This is a genomic window from Niallia sp. XMNu-256 (genome assembly GCF_036670015.1).
Taxonomy (GTDB): domain Bacteria; phylum Bacillota; class Bacilli; order Bacillales; family Cytobacillaceae; genus Bacillus_BD.
Map to the genome: position 1 here is coordinate 504,932 of NZ_CP137636.1, position 20,595 is coordinate 525,526.

Sequence of the window (20,595 nt, forward strand, 5' to 3'; positions counted from 1 at the left end):
TAAGGTGCATATGGTAAAATATATTGCATGGTTATCTTAATATAATGAAAGTATGATAATCATTACATCAGGAACATTACAGATTTGGAAGTGAAAAGAAATGGAAATTAAAAGAAATGACCCTTGTCCTTGTGGAAGTAGGAAGAAGTATAAAAAGTGCTGTCAATCGAAGCATAACCAGCTTCAATTACAACAAGCAAGCCAGGAGCGGTTTTTTGATTTAAAGCATCAAATGGTATTTCTGATTTCTAATTTTATTTATTCGAAAGTGACGCTTAAAGAGCAGCTTATACTCGAAACTAAGTTTAGAGAGCGAATAAACTCAAAAATATCTAAAGGTATAATTGACTCGTTTTTTAAATTTTGGTTTCTCTTTTTCCATGAATTTGAAAATAAGAAACGTGGCGTTGAATGGTTTTATGAGGTAGAAGGAAAATCTCTCCCTCCTGAACTACGTGAGATCGCTCATAGGTGGACAACACTTGCTCCTGCCCTTATTCAAGCTGTTAACTATAATGAAAATGGAATGACCGCTCAAAACTTTTCAACAAATAAAACCATATTTATGCCTTATAGCGATACCTTACAAGAAGTTAAACCTTGGCAGGTTACTTTTGGCCTTGTTGAGCCATTTGATAATGGATACTTCTTTAATGGGGTTTTTTCGTGGGCAACCCCACAGGCATTAGACGAAATTGGAAACGAAATCAATCGATTACAATCTGAAACAGGAAAATCCTTTAATCAAGTTGCTATGGAATTTTACCCTGAACTATTATCAATTTTGTTAAAGAATATTCGGGTGAGTGGGTCGAGCGGGAGTGGCTCTACCACACAAGTGGTTAAAGAAACATTAACATACACCTTACATAATAAAGATAGAATTATTGATCAATTGCTTAATAGCAAAGATTTTGTTGTAGAAGAGAATGAACAGGATATTACTTGGGTTGGCGATTGGTATAAGTATAGTGATAATGTCTTAGAAGATCCAATTTATCTTGCAGACTCCTATGGGGATATTACGGTAAGGGATGGAGAATTGACGTTTGAAAGTATTTATCCAGAAAAAGTGAGCATTTTTGAGGAGTGGGGAAAACAATTTTCGAATGATATGATTCTGAAGAGCAGGGATCAAATAGTGCGAAACGTTCCTGGTTCTATTAGTCTATTAAATAGTTATGTTCTCATGCCAAATACCACACCAAAATATTTACCTTTTTATGCTAAATCTCGATTGGAGTTAAATAACTTGGATTTATCCAACCCTCATTTCGATGGATTATCCCCAAGGGAAATGGCGGAAAGCGGTAGAATAGCAGAACTTGAACGTTGGATCCAACAACATGAATTTATTAGCTATCAAATGGCTAGACAAGTCGCGGAGACAATTGAATATACTGCAGATTACAATTGGATTCGGAAGGAGCTTGGTCTACCCCTATCTCCGTTTGTTAGTCATTATGAAACAAGGGAAACAAGCATTTCCTTGACGACAAGTCCCAAAACAGTCGTGAAAATGAATGAACATGAAGTTCCTTACTATAAACTACTAGGCTTTACACTGAAAACAGCCAAGGAGTTTTATGGACAGGATATTGTGGATTTCTTTATTGAAAAAACAGATGGGAAGACAAAGCGGACAATAGATAAGTACACAAATGGAATGAGCTATCTAGTTAACTATTTTTCTACTTTAGAAGAAGGAATCAGCTCTTGGAAGGAATGTTCTCTTGAATCATTAGAACAACTTATCTCTAGTCAACTTCTAGATGCAAATGAGCAACTATCAAATACCCAGAAAAAAGATGTACAATCAACAATTAAAGCCTTTTTCAGATGGATAAACAAGAAATATAAATAAAACATAGGGGAGCCCCCCTATGTTTTATTTTTTAACGGTTTTTTTAACGGGAAACCAACCATCAACTTCTAGAATTAACTTCCATAAAGGGGTAGGGATCACCGTTTTTTGTTGATCGTTTTCTGTTAAGGACAGGATCAAAGAATCTTCTTCTTCATTCCGTACTTTTTCCACCCAATGTGGGTCAACAACGAGAGCTCGTCCAAGTGCAACAAAGTCAGTTTTCCCTTTGTTTAACACAAGTGCAGCATCTTCAGGTGTATGAATATTGCCGACACCAATTAGTGGGACACGTCCATTAATATATTCTGCGATCCATTCGGTACGTGATTTTTCGCTAGTTATGCCACGGCGTGGTTTTGCCCAAGCATTGGTTGTTGCGATATGAAGATAATCAAGATCTGCTTTAATTAAATCATCAATAAGATCGAACGTTTCCTTCATTGTTATACCAGGTGTTTCAGGTTCTTCAGGTGAGAAACGATAGCCAATGATAAACGGTTTTGTTGCATGGTCTTTAATGACACTTTTCACTTCATCAATTAATTTGAGTGCAAATAAATGTCGATTTTCAAACTCGTCTGTTCTATGATTGGAATGAGGTGAAACAAATTGTTGAAGCAAATAGCCCGTTGCACCGTGCAATTCTACACCATCAAATCCAGCCTGAATGGCTCGACGTGTAGCTTCACTAAAATCTTTGATAATCTCGTAAATTTCCTCTGTTGTTAATGCCCTTGGTGTTTGCTCAATACTATAAAAACCTCGGTCTCCAAGCGGTGGAACCGGACTGGCACTCACTGTTTCTCCATTTGGTATAAGTCTTGGAACGGCAAGTCGGCCACCATGGTAAAGTTGAACAACGCCTTTGGCACCACCCTCATGAATCACGTCTGCCAATTTTGAAAGACCCTCAATTGTACCATCATGGTCAATGCCCATTTGGCCGTCAAAACCCTTCCCACTTTTTGAAACGTAGGCACAAGCTGTAATAATGGTTCCCACACCGTTTGAGCGTTCTCTATAATAATCTAGTTCCTCTTCTGAAACATAATCCTCTTGGTTTGATGAAAAAGTAGTCATGGGTGCCATCATCAATCGATTTCTTACTTGAACCCCACTTTTAAACGTAAAATCTTGGAATAAATCTTCATAGTTGCTTTTCATGTTCATCCTCCGTTGTTTAATTAAGTGTTTTCTAATGTCTCAATTTCCTTTGTAACCGCATTGCTACCAGCCTGTAGTTTTATAGCGATTTGTTTAATATTTGTGCGTGATATTTGATCGGCTGGAGCAGCAATCGCTAGTGCCGCAATTGCCTCATTATTGCGAAAGACAGGAACAGCTACACAGCGGATGCCAACGATTCGTTCTTCATCGTCAAATGCATAGCCATCTTCATAAATCGCCTTTAAATGATAGCGGAATAGTTGTGAATCTTGGAACGTATTGGCTGTTGCGGGTTCCAATGACATTTTATCGAGTAAGGAATTTAACTTATCCTCATTTAAATGGGCCAGAATGACTTTGCCTAAAGCGGATTGATGTAGTTTAGAACGATTGCCCAATTCTTCTTCTGTTGAGTGAAGGAAAGGAGAGTGTAACACCTGGGTCATGACAAGGTCAGTACCATCCACTTTTCCTAAATAAGTGCTCATTTGCACGTTTTGTGCTACTTGGTAAATCGAATGTAATGATGCCCAATCTTTATTCGAACGCTTTTCAAGTCCGTTACTAAACTTCTTAGGATTGAAAAAATAATGTGTTTGAATTTTATAAATATAATTTAATTTCTCTAACGTTGTTAAAAATCGAAATGCTGTTGACTTGCTTAATTGAAGTTCTTTCATCACTTCTGCCAACGTAATCCCTTGATGTTTTCGAATCAATTCTAAAACGAGAAGCCCTTTTTTTAATGTCGCTACAGAATTTTGTGCCATTTGATCACCTCGTCTATTAATAGTATAGAGGTTAAATCCATTAAACAAAAAATTGCAATGAAAGTTTCATTATTTGAAACTTGATCAACCTTACTCGGAATACAACCATTTTCCCGGGTTTCATCAAATTTTTGGTAGTATTAGATTGTAATGCAACCAATTTCAAATGCTCCATCCATTTTTGTAGGATTTAGAACTAAGTCTTGGGATCCTTATAATCCAGTCACTGGTGGCTTGAAAGTTTTTATTTCACACAATGTATTTAAATTCTAGTGTTTTTAATAGCGTTATTAATTATTTCTTAACTTATTCCAATATTGTCATAAAAATAATTAGGTCATTTATATTGCAAAGATTATAAATTATTAGTATATTTAAATAACTATAAAATAGTAAAAATTTATATTCTACTATTTTAAAAGTGATTAAGGAGGAGAGACGAATGCAGATAACAACAAATGCTGAACAATTGGTTGAGAAAACGAAGTTAAATAAGTTTCATTGGACGTTACTGTTTTGGGGTGGTCTATTAATGTTGTTTGATGGTTTTGATTTAACCGTCTATGGTGCTGTCGTTCCTACTTTGATGGAAGAATGGGGAATATCTGCTGTTAAAGCAGGGATGTATGGTAGCTATGCATTATTTGGCATGATGTTTGGAGCCTTAATATTTGGGACTTTGGCAGATAGATTAGGACGAAAAAGGATTATCATCATTTGTGTGGCGATTTTCAGTTTGTTTATGCTTTTAGCAGCTTTTGCTCCGAGTCCAGAAATCTTTGGAGTGTATCGGTTTATAACAGGTTTAGGACTAGGTGGCATGATGCCCAATGTCATTGGATTAATTAGTGAATATTCTCCAGAAGGAATGCGTAGCCGTATGATCGCTACGATTATGGCTGGGTATTCAGTCGGTGGGGTTGTAGCCGCTTTCTTAAGTATGATTTTAATTTCTAAATTTGGATGGGAGTCTGTCTTCATTTTTGGTGCATTACCATTACTGTTCGTGCCTTTCCTAGTAAAAGTATTGCCAGATTCAGTAGGAACGTTAATTGCTAGAGATGATCATAAAGGGATTCAGAAAATACTTGTAAAAGTAAATCCTACTTATACACCTTCTAAGAATGAAACATTTATTTTAAATAAACCAAAAGAAACATCGTCTCCCGTTAAAAATTTATTTACTGGAAAAAGAGCCTTTTTAACAGTAATGATCTGGTTAACATACTTTATGTCGCTTCTGATGATTTACGGATTGAATACATGGTTACCTAAATTTATGAATGAAGCGGGATTCCCACTTGGGTCAAGCTTAAGTTTCCTTTTAGCATTAAATGTTGGAGCGACAGTTGGCGCAGTTTTGATGGGGTGGCTAGCTGACCGTTGGGGTGTGGGCAGAGCACTTATTCTATTCTTTTTGATCGCGACGGTTTCCATAACAAGTCTTGGTTTTGCAACAAATATGGTTCTCTTGTATGTGATGGTAGCAATTGCGGGTGCTGCAACAGTGGGTACGCAAAACCTTACACACTCGTATACATCCCAGTTCTATCCGATCACTATGCGCTCAACAGCGTTGGGATGGGCGTTAGCCGTTGGACGGATAGGTGGAATCCTTGGACCAACAATCGGAGGTATTTTACTAGCCTCTAATTTAACTTTACAGCTTAACTTCTTTGTATTTGCCATTCCGGGAATGATTGCAGCCCTAGCGGTTTTCTTCGCTAACCGACAAGGCACAAAAGTAATTGCGGCTGATAAAGGTTTAGATACTACAGCTTAATTAAATGCAATGTTGTCGAATAAAAAAATAGTATTTGAAATGATAGACCCTCTTTTGAAATGGACGAACCATCTATTTCGAAAGGGGGTTTTATTTATCAGGCTTAACGGGCAGTAAGACCCCCACCTCAAGTTTCTGAGTAAAACTTCATTCAGCTGAAGTCACCGACTTCTATAATTGAGGGATAATGTTTTTTTAATTCAGTAGGGGTTCACCCCGGCTGAATGAAGTTAAGCCTCCGGCGGATGCCACGGATTTTTTTAAAGGTGTTTTATCGAGCGAGCGCAAATTCGGAGGGGCGAATTTGATTTAAAGAAGATAGGTGGGGGGATCAACTGCCCGTAAAGTTCTGAAATAATGAACAACACAGACTAAATTCGCCTCCGGAAACGTCTGCGGCGTGATCAGTAAGCCTGCTGGCTTCCACTAACCATCAGTGGAGGGATGAATAAAACCCTCACACTGATGGAAGTTTCACTTTATGGTAGAATAATAGAAAGTTTTTAGTTAATTTTTACTCAGAATATTGTTATAGAATAAAGATTGAAGGTGATCCTCATGAACGAAAAGTCATCGTCTGCAACGATGTTTTTTGCTGGACTACAGTGGCTGTTTTTTATGTTTGCAAACACGGTTGTCATTCCGATCACAATTGGGGAGGCATTTCAATTGTCGTCCGTGGAAGTGGCTAGTGCACTGCAAAGGTCCTTTATTTTTACTGGAGTTGCTTGTATTCTTCAAGCAGTGATCGGTCACAAATATCCACTTATGGAAGGGCAATCTGGATTATGGTGGGGAGCAATTTTAAGTATTAGTGCTTCGGCATCTTCAGCAGGATTAACAGTTAGTGAATTAGGCGGTGGTCTTTCAGTTGGGATTATCGTTTCTGGAGCCCTTATTATCATTCTTGGAGCACTTGGTATGGGAAAAGTATTGAAAAGATTGTTTACTCCAGTTGTTATGAGTACGGTGTTGTTTTTATTAGCAGCCCAGTTGATTGGGATTTTTACAAAAGGAATGCTTGGGCTGTCAACTGGAGATCGCATTCATTTGCCAACTGCCGCTTTATCCATATTCTTAATCCTTCTCGTTGTGCTCATTAATGTGAAAGGACCTAGTGCTATACGTAATTTTTCCATCTTGATTGGAATTATAACGGGGTGGATCATTTATGCGGTCTTCTTTCCTGCGCAGCCAACAGAAGCTATTCCCTCAACAAAGCTTTTCAATTTTTTCCCTTGGGGAGAGCCAACTTTTAGTATCGGTCTGATTCTATTTGCTGTGCTTACAGGATTAGTCAATACGACCAATACGGTTGCTTCCATTAAAGGGTTTGAATCGATCGCTAATACAACGACATCAGATCATCAATACAGAAGATCATTTGTATTAACGGGTGTAAATTCAATGGTTTCGGGCTCGTTCGGTATGGTTCCGTATGCACCATACATATCGTCAATCGGGTTTTTGCAATCAACTCTTATTTTTCAAACCTTACCCTTGGTGATTGGAGGAGCTATGTTTATGATTCTTGGTCTAGTTCCTGCGCTAAGTTCCTTTTTTACGACGTTGCCAGTCAGTGTAGGGAATGCCGTCTTATTTGTGGCCTATTTACAGCTATTTAGCGGAGCTCTCTCCAATTTAAATGGAATCATCTTTACCCCAAAGACGATTTATCGAATTGCAGCTCCGGTTTTATTAGGAATAGCAATTATGAATATACCCATTGAAATGTTTGAATCCATTCCAATGCTCGTTAGACCACTTCTAAGCAGTGGTTTATTAATGGGAATTCTTCTGGCTGTTTTCCTGGAGAATACGATTAATTGGTCAAAAATAGATAAAAGATGAAAAATATACATAATTATAGATTCATACCCATTTAAACTTTTCTATCATGAATAGTTTATTTTGGAATAGAAATAGGTCACCTTTGTTCGTTTTTGGAAAGGTAACAAATGACCTGAAAATGAGGGAACTGTGTTATGTACCATGGAGGAATTTATGTTGGCTTAGAGGTAAACAAAGAAAGGATTATGGATTTGGCAGACCATTTTTGCGGAGTTTTAGATGGGGTTCACCAAGTCCGATCAGTCCTCAGATGGCTATGGATTTGGCTATCGTTATCCATGTTTTCCTTATTATGAACCTCTCCTGACTGAAGTCACAAGTTTCTGGGTTGGTGCTTAAGCACATTGACCACAGGTGGCGGGGAACACACCGTCGCTAGACCCTCGAACTTAAAAGTTTCTGGGCTTACATGTTCTTTTCGGAAAATCATAAAAATGAGCGTTCCTATAGGTGGGAACGCTTTTTCATTACAAGCTGAATTATAACTGACCAGTATTTGAATTTCGGGTTACTCTTTGAAATTCTTATTATCCAAAATAACTACACTGTCATTTTGCTCGAGTGCTGTTTTTTTTGTGTGTTCAACAAGTTGATAGATCGAGTTACAACACTGTTGTGCACCTTTTACGAGCAGAGGAACCCCAATGAAATCAATCCCTAATCCTCTTGAAAACATGCCGCCAAATGTCATAGCGAGTGGAACCGTTGGCGATGTGTTTGATAAAATGATTTGTTCGTTAAGAGCGAATTTGCCTTCAAGGATGAAGTAGAAATCTTTAATAACAGGAACAATTTGTTTAAATCTTCTCCTAGCAAGCGTATACACATCATTGCCATTTTCATCTTTTCCATGGAAGAGCAGCTTTCCTATATCATTTTTTGATAATTGATTAAAATAAGGAATTCCTAAAACCTCATCCTTTGATAATCTATGCGAAGATGGGGTAAGTAGTTTCAAGTGATAAGCTGCTGCAATTGAAGTTGAATGTGTACCAGCAAAATCATGATAAATAAAAATGATAGGTAGCCACCACCTTATATATTTGTAAATATATTTTTAAGTCGGTTGCTTTCGGTATTTTTTTATCAAGGATTTCTTAAAAGCTAATATAGAGGTTTTTAAAGAGGCATAACTGCCGATTGCTGCGTATCCATAAAAATATCCCATAAAAATCCCCGCTAATAAACTCCCTCTGTGACTAATAAAGATCGAGATGATGTACCCTATAATCACCGCTATGAAAGGAATATATTTTTTCTGAACTCTAAGAATTTTTTTGATCATCTGTGTCAGAACCATCACCAATGGCACGGCAATAACCGCATCCCAAAAGTTTGTATGTATAGTTGGAAAGTCCAACATGATCACCTCTAATAATAGTGTCTATAATAAAAGAAAAAATATGCTAACTTTTTAGCAAGAGAGCCCTTTAACGTTCGATTTTTAACTAACCTAATGTAAATATAGTGGAAATATGAAACAGGGCCCGACAGGCATTATAAAAAGGCGTGCAATTTGTAGTTGCACGCCAAAGCTTTATTTTTGAAGTTTTTGATCTAATTTTTTGTTTTCTGCTAGTGGCAATGGATCCATGCTTTGGTCGTTTGGAGTTAAATCAATCCCGTAATCCTTTGCGAAAACCATATGGGTTTCCACTAAGACATCATCTGTACTTTCATCTAAATTGAATACTCGAGCACCACGAAGTCTATGTTTCTCTGCTCCTGAGAGACCGTATGTACCAAAACCAGCACTACCCCCATAGCCTAATAAAATTCCATAATAATTTCCATGATACGTGTTAATATGATCATGTCCACAGAAAACGCCTTTAACATCACCACGATCTAACATCGCTGAAAATAAGCCGCTATTAAATGGTCCTGGACATTCATCCTCATTTCTTTCACCGACAATATTGTGTTTTTGAACGGCGCGTTCATGTGCTGCGGCTGACCGATCATCTACACTAGAGAACCACATAAAGCGATGTTCCCAAAGTGGAATATGCATGAACATGAGGGAAGGAATTTTGCGTTTGTATCTATTTTCGATTTCCTTAGAAGTTTCATAATACCAATGAACTTGATTTCCACGAAGCCAGTCCCAAGTTGGATAGCCTTCAAAATTCTGGCCAGCGATTGTTGAAGGGGCATATCGGCCGCTATCTAATAACCATATATTAAAGGCAGCATCGTTTTCTTTAGAATTTTGAATAAGTATATTCGTATTCCCCGTACCAACGACTCCTTTCTCACTATGTTTATTCAAGTTGTTAGGGAAGGACATATAAATTTCTAGCATATCTTCTTCATTCAGACCACTTTTTGGTGTAGAGTCTTCATCGTGGTTTCCATAGGTAACTGCCCATTTAATTCCCCTTTGCTCCATCGGTTGAGCAAGGTTGTTAAGAGCTTGTTTCGTTTCTAAAACAGAATCAACACCAGAAGCAATATTGTCCCCATTTAGTACAACAAAGTCAGGTTTTTCGGAGTCAAGAACCTTTTCCATTAATTCAATCGTTCTCCGGTCAATTCGTTCATCGTCCTGAGTATCGTTAAACTGGACAATTTTAAATTTTCCGTTTGGATTAAATCGTAAGACTTTGTCATAGTTGGCTTTCGCTTGTGCCGTTGGTGTGACTTGACCAAATAAATTTTCTGGAAGGCCAGTTGCACCAAGTGTTAATGCAAGAGTGCCCGCACCTCCTACTTTTAGAAATGTTCTTCTATCTAACCCATTTTTTTCATTTTGATTCATACGACTTCCTCCCACTGCTTATCCTTTGACACCATCTATGTTAATTCGACAATGATAATTTTTGATGATACATATGTGAAGAAGGGGTTAAGGATTATTAAAAAATTAAATGAATTATTAAGATGAGAACGGTCCTAAATTAGACTTTGAGACTATAATTCCTCATAATTGACAATCACTGCTAAAGTTTCAAGATTCCATTGTTCATAGAGTTTTTTTATGAAGAAATGTGAACTACTACCTATCAATTACCATTAATTAACACTCTCTATTAACATGAAATTTATGTTTATTTACAATAGATTTACGAAGAAGAGAGGCGGAAGAAACGCTATCCAGTGTTTAACAAAAAAAGGCAAAGAGGTTTGTCCTCTTTGCCTTAAAACTACAATTTAAATGAATACGCAAGTTCAGTAGGATGTTGACTCGTCATCGCTTCAGACATGATGCAAACACCCTTTGCCCCTGTCGCATAAATATCGTTTACATGATACCTAGTGATTCCGCCAATAGCCAAAACAGGAAGGGGCACAGCCTCACTGACGTTTTTCAAGAAGGGGAGTCCTCTAGGTGGAACTCCTTTTTTACTATCTGTTGAAAAAATATGACCAGCAATTAAATAGGTAGCACCTAACACCTGTGCTTCTTTTGCTTCATCAATGGTATGGACCGAAGCCCCGATATTTTTAAAAGCATGTAAATCCTGGTGATACTTTCTTAAATTAGTCATGGATAATTGGATGTTGGGTATCTTCAAATTCATCGCTACAGACATATTTTGATTGATAATGAGCGGAACATGATGTTCATGACAAATTTCTTTAACCTCTACAGCTAGTTTTTCATAGTCTGGTAAATTCAAATCCTTTTCCCTAAGCATCATTCCATGAGGTTTTCCTTTTGCTAATCTTTCAATTTGATCTAAGAAATCATATTGACAAAGTTTACGATTGGTCACATAAATCAGCATTCTCTACACCTAAACTCTTATATAGTTTGTATAGACAGGCTGCAAGCCCTTGCTAACAAGCATCTTGTGAACGTCGGCCACATTTCGTTCATCAGAGATTTCAAACTGTTGATCGCCTTTTTGCTCTTCTTCGTGGCCGCCGACGCCGACACTTACTCCAGCCGACATTTTGTTGGCCACCATTCCCGCAACATGATCACGAAATCGTGGTCTTTCACGCGTAGAAATCGTAATTCCTGCAAATGGCATGAATAAGCGATAAGCAAGCATGACTTGCAATAGTTGTGTTTCATGCACATCCTTTGAATTATTATCAGCATTGTTAATGTATGGACGAATCCGAGGGACAGAAAAGCCAATTTCAGCATGCGGAAACTTTTGCTGTACCAATTGTGCGTGTAAGCCTGTAGCAAAGGCATCTTTACGAAAATCATCTAATCCTAGCAAAGCTCCGAAAGATACGCCGCGCATCCCACCCATTAAGGCGCGTTCTTGGGCATAAAAACGGTAAGGAAAAATTCGTTTTGATCCCCATAAATGAACCTGTTCATATTTATCAGGATTGTAAGTTTCTTGATAAACAGATACAAAATCGGCGCCGCATTCATGTAAATAAGCATACTCATCCACATTTAGAGGATAAATTTCAATTCCGACCGTTTTAAAAAACTTTGTTGCGTGTTTAATGGTTTCCCCGATATATTCTACATCTGATTTATAACGAGATTCACCGGTAAGGAGTAAAATCTCCTCCAAGCCAGTAGCGGCAATCGCCTTTAATTCGTCCTCTAACTCGTTGGGATTAAGAACAGCACGCTGAATTTTATTGGTTGCCTTAAAGCCGCAATAAACACACTCATTTTCACAATAGTTCGCAATATATAAAGGAGTAAACAGGGACACGTTGTTACCGTAATGTTTTCGCGTTTCTGCCATCCCTTTCTGTGCCATAATTTCTAAATAAGGCAAAGCAGCAGGGGAGAGGAGGGCTCCGAAATCCTCAAGGGAAAGGTGATCTTTACTTAAAGCTCTTTCCACATCCCGATTGGTATATTTATGATAATCATAGAGATCAACGGTTCTAAACACTTTTTCCATTACATCAGACTGGATGACTTCCATTCCTTCTTGGTACTGCATATGATCAACTTTTTTTCTAGCCATTCTATTAATCCTCCAAAAATCCTGTCAATGGACTTGATGCTTCTGCTTTAAAATCAAGCACACGTCCTAATCCAGCTAAATAAGCAGCACGCCCTGCTTTGATGGCCTGGTTAAATGCTTGGGACATCATGGACACATCATTGGCGGTTGCAATTGCGGTATTACACATAATTGCGTCAACACCCATTTCCATTGCTTCACATGCTTGTGAAGGGCGGCCAATTCCAGCATCGACAATGATTGGTAAATTGATTTCATCGACTAAAATTTGAATAAATTCTTTAGTACATAGACCTTTATTGCTGCCAATTGGTGCGCCTAGTGGCATAACAGCGGCAGCGCCAGCATCGACTAGGGCTCTTGCTGTATATAAATCAGGGTACATATAAGGAAGCACAATAAATCCTTCTTTAGCAAGCATTTCTGTCGCCCTAACGGTTTCTTGGTTATCTGGCAGTAAATATTTTGAATCTTGAATGACTTCTACTTTAACGAAATCTCCACAGCCTAGTTCCCTTGAAAGGCGGGCGATTCGTAAAGCTTCTTCTGCTGTTCTTGCTCCTGAAGTGTTTGGAAGCAAGGTGATGTTTTTTGGAATATAATCAATGATATTTTCTTCGTTCGTATTGGCTCTTCTTAGAGCAAGGGTGACAATTTCCGCCTCGCCATATTCAATAACAGCCTTCATCATATCTAGTGAAAACTTCCCTGAACCTAAAATGAAACGGGATTGAAATTCGTGTCCTCCGATAATTAATGGATCCTTAGTTAATGTCTTTTCCATGTATTAAAACTCCTTTTCTCTTAAACTTCTTCTTCTCCTACTAATAAACGCAGAATCATATTTGCTTGATGACCAGCACAAATGCCAACCCGAGGTGCCATTAAGCCTTTTCCTATACTTGCTTCATTTTCTAAGTCTCCGCATACGTATAATCGCTTCATTGGTCTACTCGTATGAATTAAATTGGAACTTTCATATCCAGCCAATCCTGTACCAGCCACAACGATACTATTAGGCAGTTGGCTTAACGCTGTATTGATGAGCATCGATTTTTGATCGGCTTTATCAAATGCTTCACAAATGATGTCCACGTCGTTGAAAAGTTCAACGACATTTTCCTCAGTGATTTTCACAAACTCGGTATCTATTTTAATAAATGGGTTGATTTCTTCGATCTGCTCTTTAAGAGCTAATGTTTTAGGCATTCCTAAATGCCTTACGTAATAACTTTGCCTGTTAAGATTGCTGGGCTCAACGATGTCAAAGTCAACGAGCAGCAGATGCCCGACACCAATTCGAGCAAGCATTACAGCAATATTGGATCCTAACCCGCCTAATCCACAAATTGCTACCTTCGCATTTTTAACCTTGTTGTGAACATTTGGGGTATGGCGGGCCATCATCATGCTCTCTAATTCCTCTTTTTTAGGCATGACCCCTTTTTGGATAATTGATAGATAATCATTTTCAGAGAGTTGGCTGTCCTCGGCAATCTGGAAACCATTGAGGATGACAATATCATCTGGATTTCCAAACTTGTCTCTTACTTTGAATGCGGTCTGTTCAGTTATTGTCTGTTCTTTTCCATTAATCGTTACTCTCATGGCTCAACCACCTCCTACGAATTTAACAATTTCTAATGTGTCTTGATCTTGGAGTTGCACAGTCTCATATTCAGTCTTAGGTACAATCTCACCATTCCGTTCAACTGCAATTTTCGTTAAATCGAAGTTTTTTAACGTTAAATATTCGTATAGCGTTTGGTCTTTCTCTAATGGTTCAACCATTCCATTTACCTTCAAATTTCTCTTCCCCTTTCTTTTTCCATAAAAAAAGCACAAAACGAAGTAACACCCTTTCGGTGGTGCTCCCCATTTTGTGCTTTGCCTTTATTAATTTAATTATCTAAATTATATATAATATTATAAAACTTGTCAACAGGTTGGCAATATTGAAAACTAAGGTAAACCCTAAACGACAAGTAAAATGATGGAACTATTCCTCTGTCTCACTAATTATTAGTAATTATAATTTTCGTGTTACTTAATTGTTATTTTCTTAATGAGGTTAAAAATACATTTTGTGCCGCCTTTACACCTGCACCGGATTCAAAGGAGTAAGAAAAGTCCTGCAATCCAGCTTCGATAAGGGAAACGGCTTCCAGAACATCGCTAGGGAAGCAATAGCCCATATGCCCAAACCTGAAAATTTGCCCTTGCAATGGTCCAAGTCCACCCGCAAAATCAAGATGATAGTTGGTCTTTAAATGGCCCAAATAGGTTGGGAGATCAAGACCTTGAGGTGTCTTGATGGCAGTGATTGTTGGTGAAGCATGTTCATCATCAGTCAACAATTCAATCGAAAGAGCCTTCATTGCTTCCCGAACCATATTTTTCATTAATAGATGGCGTTCTACAGTTTTCGAGAAACCGCCTTCTTCATCAATTAAATCACATACAGCTGAGAGGCCCATAATGAGTGAAACCGCTGGTGTGTTTGGTGTCATTCCTTTTGAAGCCCATTCACGGTAGCTGAGTAGATTTAAATAATAGGCAGGAGTCTGATTTTCCTCGATTACTTTCCATGCTCGGTCGTTAACGCTTAATAGCGCCAGTCCCGGAGGAAGCATCATTGCTTTTTGTGAGCCTGTTACTAAAATATCAATATTCCAATCATCCATTTGGGCAGGAGCTCCTCCAATCGCACTAACTCCATCGACAATAAAAAGAGCATCACTATGAGTGCGAACGACTTCGCCCAATTGATCAATTGGATTTAAAATTCCTGTTGAAGTTTCATTATAAGTCGCAAAAACAGCCTTGATGTTGGATAAAGGTTTCAAAAACTCAATAAGGTCCTCTTTCGTACATGCCTCGCCCCAATCCTTTTCAAGTTTATGTACGTGAAAGCCATATTTTTCGCAAATCGAAACGAAATAATCTCCAAAGGCACCAACTGTGATAACAACGACCTCTTCACCTGGAGAAACCGTATTGACTGCAGCTGCCTCTAAAGCGGCTGTTCCCCCTGATGGAAGAAGTAGAATATCATGTTTCGTTCCAAAAATCGGTTTGACACGCTGGGTTGTTTCTTGGTACAAATTGACAAATTCGGGTGTGCGATGACTAATCATATCCTGGGCCATCGCAAGCTCTACCCTTTTCGGTATAGGTGTGGGTCCAGGATGTCTTAGAATATTACGATACATAAAGAATCCCCCTTCATTATTAGAATTGTAGTTTAATTATATCCCAAAATAAGTGTTTAGGGAAAAGATGGCAATCCGAGAATGATCCCTCATCCATTTGCATGGATTACTCTGTTTCTACCTGCACCTAGACCGACCAACATTAAAGCGATGGTCACACCCGTTAATAGGAGAAGCGGGATCGTTGCACTTCCAGTGATATCATTCAAATAACCGAAAAGTGTTGGTCCAGTTGCTGCGAGTAAATATCCAACAGATTGAGCCATCCCAGATAATTCTGCAGCTTGTTTAGCATTTTCGGTACGCAGGCTGAAAAACATCATTGCTAGACTAAAAGAAAAACCACTTCCCATACCTAATAGTACGACCCATAAACCAATAAAATTCATACTTCCATAAAGTAATCCAAGAATTCCCGTTAAAAGACTACTTGATGTTATGATGACTAAAAGTCGTTGGTTAGACATCCGACCAGCGAGGATCGGTGCAATAAAGGTAACGGGAAGTACAGCCATCTGCATGATCGATAGATACCAGCCTGATTGGTCCGGGGAAAATCCTTGTCCCTTCAAGATTTCAGGGAGCCATGTAATAAGAATATAAAAAACCATGGATTGCAATCCCATAAAAATAGTAACCTGCCAGGCAAGTGAAGATCGCCATACTTTCCTTCCATGATCTGTCGTTTGATGATGGATCCCGGCCTTAGGTGTTTGATTAGAACGCTTTAATACTTGAGGCAACCAAAATAAAATCGATAGAAAGCTCAAAATCCCCCAAACCCCTAGGGCGCCTTGCCATCCATAACCTAATCCAAACGCAATCGGGACACTAACCCCAGAAGCGATGGCCCCACTTAGATTCATTGAAACCGAATAAACGCCAGTCATCAGTCCAATTCTTTCAGGATATTCTCTTTTTATCATACTCGGCAACAACACATTACAAGCTGCAATGCCCAGCCCTAGAATCGCTGTACCTATATATAAGTAAGTAATTCCTGAAATTGAACGTAAGGTAATCCCAAACGTTAAAATAATGATTGAAAAAAATAAAACCCTTTCCATTCCAAGTCGTTGTGTTAATCTTGGAACAAACATCGAAAAAAGTGCAAAAGCTATCAATGGTAGCGTCGTTATCATCCCAGCCATCGTATTTGATATATGCAGCTGATCACGAATCGTTTCTACTAACGGTCCTACTGAAGTTAAAGGTGCCCTTAAGTTAACCGCAATAAAAATAATTCCAATCAACAGAACGATCGAGGTTGATTGTTGACGAAGCTTTGGACGAGGCCTTGTTTTTTGAATTTGATTAAGTTGATTAGATAAATTCATCGTGTTCCCTCTCTTTAAATGTTTAAATAATTTTAATAGTACAAAATTTAGGTGTTATTCTATTATAACGTAATTAGAGGCTTGATTACCCAGCCAGTTGGCGCTTTTCTACTAATCCAGTTCTACCTATGTATAAATGTGTTTTAGTTTAAAGTTGAATAAAGATACCGATTACATCTTAGTAGTAAATTTCATATTCAACATAATCTATTTTTTTAAAAAATTATTTCACCTTTTTAATACAACTACTAGTCATTAATCCTACTAAATCACTTGATATTAGATTCTTTGTATTCTAAAATGAATTCAATATTCTGATAGAGAAGATCTTGTAGTTAATAAAGAATTGAATTTTAATTAAGGTTTTAGTTACTTAGGAATCTTATAGAAAAATTAGGAATGGGTGAAGAAAACGATGTTTGTGATGACTGACGAACTTGTAAGCGATCTAATTGAGAAAAGAAGGTACTTACATCGCAATCCTGAACTTCCTTTTGAGGAGTACAATACTACGGAGCATTTGAAAAAATGGCTTAAAGAAAATGAAATCACGATTCTCTCCTTTGACTTAGAAACTGGCGTTATTGCCGAAGTAAAGGGAGAAAAGGATGGTCCTACAATAGCGATTCGTTCAGATATTGATGCATTGCCTATCTATGAAAAAACAGAAGTTTCTTTCCGTTCTGAGATCGATGGAAAAATGCATGCATGCGGCCACGATTTTCACGCGGTTTCGATTTTAGGGGCAGCGATACTTATAAACGAAAATAAGGAACAATTACACGGGACGGTCCGCTTTATTTTCCAACCTGCTGAAGAAATTGCTCAAGGTGCTAAGTATTTAGTAGATAAAGGGGTTTTAGAGAATGTAACAGCGATTTTTGGGATGCATAATAAACCTGACCTTCCAGTAGGAACAGTTGGTGTGAAATCTGGTGGGTTAATGGCAAGTGTCGATAAATTTGAAATTACGTTTAATGGAATAGGTGGTCATGCGGGTATTCCACATCACACGATTGATCCCATTATCATAGCCTCTCAATATGTAACAAATGTACAGTCCATTATTGCAAGAAGAATTGATTTATTTCATAATGCAGTGATTAGCATTACGAGTATTAATGGGGGAAATACGTGGAATGTAATCCCTGAAAAAGTAGTGCTTCAAGGAACAGTAAGAACCTTTCAACAAGAAGCACGTGAGGTCATCCCCGGTTATATGAAGAAATTAGCAGAAACCACGGCAGAAGGCAATGGAGGAACGGTTGAGTTTCAGTGGAATTCCTATGCACCTGTTGTAAATAATGCAAGAGAATATGAGAGCATTGTCCGTGAATCGGTCATAGAGGCTGGATATGAAGTAGTCGATGCCGAACCTACCTCAGCAGGGGAGGACTTTGCTTACTATCAAAACTTTATTCCCGGATTCTTTGTGTGGGTGGGAGTAGACGGACCGAGAGAATGGCATCACCCCGAATTTGATTTAAATGAGGACGCGATTAAAGTAGCTTCCGAGTTTTTTGCCACATTGGCCGTGAATGTTTTAAATCATGAATAATTGAACAGAAGCCCCTCGTTCAGAGGGGTTTTTATTTTTTTTTTGTTAAAAAAAGGTAACCTTTACATTGACAAGTGGTGTATTAGGCGTATAATACAATTTAAGGTGTATGAAGGTTGTAGTACAGCTTGTGTGTATTAATTTAGTGATACACTAACAGAAACATTGGTTAATTGAACATTTTTTTATTTTCACTGTACTAACCACTTAATACAACACACTATGGTTTAGGAGTTGGGTTCCTATGAACGTCAAGTTTAACAATCGAGATCCTGTTTATGTGCAAGTCATTCAGCATTTTAAAGAACAAATCGCTAAAGGCTTTTTCCAACCGGGTCAGGAAATTCCATCAAGAAGAGAGCTAGCAAACCAACTGAAAATTAACCCTAATACTGCGCAGCGGGCGTATAAAGAAATGGAGGAACAAGGATTGATTTTTACAGAAGGGAATTTGCCTAGTCGGATTACAAAGGATGAGGGAATTGTTAGGAAGGTACGAGAGGAATTGATTGTAGAGGCGGTTGATACGTTCGTTCATTCGGTTCGTACCATTAACATTCCATTACATGAAGCGCTTGATTTAGTAAAGAGAAACTATGAAAATCACAGGGAAGAATAGGGGGGAGAACCGTGATAGAAGTCAAAAATGTTACCAAAAAATTTGGTCGGAAACAAGTATTAAAAGGAGTTTCATTTACTGCAGAAAAAGGAAAGATTACTTGTTTAATTGGAATAAATGGCGTAGGGAAAACAACAGTTATGAAAGCCATTATGAACTTAACACCAATTAATGACGGAGAAATTCTTATTGACGGACAGCCTCTTAAAAAAACAAGCTACGAGAAAATTACGTTTATCCCTGATGCCATTACGATGTTACCGCAGATGAAAATCGGTGATGCATTTACATTTATGGCTGACTTTTACGATAGCTGGAATCAAAGCAGGGCAAGTGAACTTCTACAATTTTTCAGACTAAAAGAAAGTGATCGAATTTCTGACCTATCAAAAGGGAATGCCGCCAAAGTCAATCTACTGCTTGGGTTAGCATTAGATGTTGATTATGTGTTAATGGATGAACCTTTTTCAGGGATTGATATTTTCAGCCGGGAGCAAATCGCAAACGTATTTACTAGTCATTTAATTGAAGATCGCGGCGTCATTATTACTACTCATGAAATTAACGACATTGAGCATTTAATCGATAAGGTCGTACTGCTTGATAACGGTGTCGTTATTAAAGAATTTGATACAGAAGAGGTTAGGGAAACAGAAGGAAAATCGGTGATTGATGTGATGAGAGAGGTGTATAAAGGATGAATCGTTTTTTAAAGCTTGTGAATTTCGAAGTGAATCGATTTCTAAGGATTTACCTTGTATTAATAGGGATCACGATTCTTTTCCAGATGATTGCCGTTATTACATCGTCTCGCGAATACCTAAGTCGTGTTGATGACCTTATTTACAGGGGATCTATGCCAAAGAAGATGTTCCTAGATCAATACGGGACGTTCACATTGTTCGATGTCACTAACAATTCTCTTTGGTTTATTAGTCCGATTTTTCTAAGTATTGCTGCGTTAATCTTTTATGTCTTTTTTATTTGGTATCGCGATTGGTTTGGTAAAAATACATTTATTTATCGATTGTTAATGTTGCCAACTGACCGGATGAATGTATATTTAGCCAAATTCACAACCATTTTATTATTTGTTTTCGGACTTGTCGCTCTACAGCTACTATTATTACCTTTAGAAGGTCAAGTGGTAAAATGGATGGTTCCAAACGAGTTCTACTCAGACATGACTATCTATGAAATAATCAAAAATAATATAATTTTAAGCCTTATTATTCCGCGCTCATTTTTTGAATTTGTCCTTGCTTATGGGATTGGAATAACAGCTGTATTAATCGTGTTTACAGCCGTTCTATTTGAACGTTCTTTCCGTTTAAAAGGAATTATTTATGGAATTATCTATTGTGCTTTATCACTTTTCATCTTTTTACTTCCAATTTTAGTTGATGTCTTTGTACTTCGTTATTATTTTTATCCAATTGAGCTGTTTATCATTGAAGTAGTCGTAATCTTACTGCTTCTAGCAGGTGCACTATGGATTGGAAGTTATCTGATCAGAAATAAAATAAGAGTTTGATG

19 protein-coding genes are annotated in these 20,595 nt (G+C 37.9%); 7 read left to right on the forward strand and 12 right to left on the reverse strand.

All coding sequences use genetic code 11. The annotated features are described in order from the left end of the window. The first annotated feature begins 100 nt into the window (after positions 1 to 100). Positions 101 to 1,864, forward strand: a complete 1,764-nt coding sequence (locus tag R4Z10_RS02545; protein WP_338471672.1) for an SEC-C domain-containing protein — start codon at positions 101 to 103, stop codon at positions 1,862 to 1,864. A 24-nt stretch (positions 1,865 to 1,888) separates the two neighbouring features. On the opposite strand, the gene R4Z10_RS02550 is transcribed toward R4Z10_RS02545, so the two are convergent. Both R4Z10_RS02550 and R4Z10_RS02555 read right to left on the reverse strand, forming a co-directional pair. Further along, entirely contained in the window at positions 1,889 to 3,031 is a 1,143-nt protein-coding gene (locus tag R4Z10_RS02550) for an NADH-dependent flavin oxidoreductase (RefSeq protein ID WP_338471673.1), read from the reverse strand. A gap of 20 nt (positions 3,032 to 3,051) precedes the next feature. Beyond that, positions 3,052 to 3,804, reverse strand: coding sequence for an IclR family transcriptional regulator C-terminal domain-containing protein (locus tag R4Z10_RS02555; RefSeq protein WP_338471674.1), 753 nt, complete (start codon positions 3,802 to 3,804; stop codon positions 3,052 to 3,054). Positions 3,805 to 4,246: 442 nt separating this feature from the next. Here R4Z10_RS02555 and R4Z10_RS02560 point away from each other — a divergent pair, with 442 nt between their 5' ends. Then, positions 4,247 to 5,587, forward strand: coding sequence for an aromatic acid/H+ symport family MFS transporter (locus tag R4Z10_RS02560; RefSeq protein WP_338471675.1), 1,341 nt, complete (start codon positions 4,247 to 4,249; stop codon positions 5,585 to 5,587). 558 nt (positions 5,588 to 6,145) lie between these two features. Continuing rightward, positions 6,146 to 7,438, forward strand: coding sequence for a uracil/xanthine transporter (locus tag R4Z10_RS02565; protein ID WP_338471676.1), 1,293 nt, complete (start codon positions 6,146 to 6,148; stop codon positions 7,436 to 7,438). A gap of 508 nt (positions 7,439 to 7,946) precedes the next feature. Here the strand turns inward: R4Z10_RS02565 and R4Z10_RS02570 are convergent. The 10 genes from R4Z10_RS02570 to R4Z10_RS02615 all read right to left on the reverse strand — a co-directional run bounded on the left by R4Z10_RS02570 (position 7,947) and on the right by R4Z10_RS02615 (position 16,882). After that, positions 7,947 to 8,459: a DUF3189 family protein gene (locus R4Z10_RS02570; protein ID WP_338473143.1), complete on the reverse strand. Its 513-nt coding sequence runs from the start codon at positions 8,457 to 8,459 to the stop codon at positions 7,947 to 7,949. Between the two features lie 36 nt (positions 8,460 to 8,495). Beyond that, complete coding sequence (locus R4Z10_RS02575; protein ID WP_338471677.1) at positions 8,496 to 8,798, reverse strand: phage holin family protein; 303 nt, start codon at positions 8,796 to 8,798, stop codon at positions 8,496 to 8,498. Between the two features lie 177 nt (positions 8,799 to 8,975). Next, positions 8,976 to 10,199 (reverse strand): metallophosphoesterase, encoded by a 1,224-nt coding sequence (locus R4Z10_RS02580; protein WP_338471678.1) that lies wholly within the window; start codon positions 10,197 to 10,199, stop codon positions 8,976 to 8,978. A gap of 385 nt (positions 10,200 to 10,584) precedes the next feature. Further along, a complete protein-coding gene (locus tag R4Z10_RS02585) occupies positions 10,585 to 11,169 on the reverse strand; it encodes a thiamine phosphate synthase (protein ID WP_338471679.1) in 585 nt (194 codons plus the stop codon). A gap of 9 nt (positions 11,170 to 11,178) precedes the next feature. Then, on the reverse strand, positions 11,179 to 12,333 hold the full coding sequence (gene thiH / locus R4Z10_RS02590; RefSeq protein ID WP_338471680.1) for a 2-iminoacetate synthase ThiH: 1,155 nt from the start codon (positions 12,331 to 12,333) through the stop codon (positions 11,179 to 11,181). 4 nt (positions 12,334 to 12,337) lie between these two features. Beyond that, positions 12,338 to 13,117, reverse strand: a complete 780-nt coding sequence (locus tag R4Z10_RS02595; RefSeq protein ID WP_338471681.1) for a thiazole synthase — start codon at positions 13,115 to 13,117, stop codon at positions 12,338 to 12,340. A gap of 20 nt (positions 13,118 to 13,137) precedes the next feature. After that, positions 13,138 to 13,941, reverse strand: a complete 804-nt coding sequence (gene thiF, locus R4Z10_RS02600; protein ID WP_338471682.1) for a sulfur carrier protein ThiS adenylyltransferase ThiF — start codon at positions 13,939 to 13,941, stop codon at positions 13,138 to 13,140. Between the two features lie 3 nt (positions 13,942 to 13,944). Further along, entirely contained in the window at positions 13,945 to 14,139 is a 195-nt protein-coding gene (thiS, locus tag R4Z10_RS02605) for a sulfur carrier protein ThiS (RefSeq protein WP_338471683.1), read from the reverse strand. Between the two features lie 248 nt (positions 14,140 to 14,387). Next, on the reverse strand, positions 14,388 to 15,545 hold the full coding sequence (locus tag R4Z10_RS02610; protein WP_338471684.1) for an alanine--glyoxylate aminotransferase family protein: 1,158 nt from the start codon (positions 15,543 to 15,545) through the stop codon (positions 14,388 to 14,390). Positions 15,546 to 15,634: 89 nt separating this feature from the next. Beyond that, entirely contained in the window at positions 15,635 to 16,882 is a 1,248-nt protein-coding gene (locus R4Z10_RS02615; RefSeq protein WP_338471685.1) for an MFS transporter, read from the reverse strand. A 424-nt stretch (positions 16,883 to 17,306) separates the two neighbouring features. On the opposite strand from R4Z10_RS02615, the gene R4Z10_RS02620 reads away from it, so the two are divergent. The 4 genes from R4Z10_RS02620 (at position 17,307) to R4Z10_RS02635 (ending at position 20,593) form a co-directional block, all read left to right on the forward strand. Then, a complete protein-coding gene (locus R4Z10_RS02620) occupies positions 17,307 to 18,440 on the forward strand; it encodes an amidohydrolase (RefSeq protein WP_338473144.1) in 1,134 nt (377 codons plus the stop codon). Between the two features lie 244 nt (positions 18,441 to 18,684). Next, positions 18,685 to 19,059, forward strand: coding sequence for a GntR family transcriptional regulator (locus R4Z10_RS02625; protein WP_338471686.1), 375 nt, complete (start codon positions 18,685 to 18,687; stop codon positions 19,057 to 19,059). Between the two features lie 11 nt (positions 19,060 to 19,070). Beyond that, positions 19,071 to 19,760 (forward strand): ABC transporter ATP-binding protein, encoded by a 690-nt coding sequence (locus tag R4Z10_RS02630; RefSeq protein ID WP_338471687.1) that lies wholly within the window; start codon positions 19,071 to 19,073, stop codon positions 19,758 to 19,760. Beyond that, positions 19,757 to 20,593, forward strand: a complete 837-nt coding sequence (locus R4Z10_RS02635; protein WP_338471688.1) for a hypothetical protein — start codon at positions 19,757 to 19,759, stop codon at positions 20,591 to 20,593. The genes R4Z10_RS02630 and R4Z10_RS02635 overlap by 4 nt, the downstream gene beginning before the upstream one ends. Positions 20,594 to 20,595: the final 2 nt, after the last annotated feature.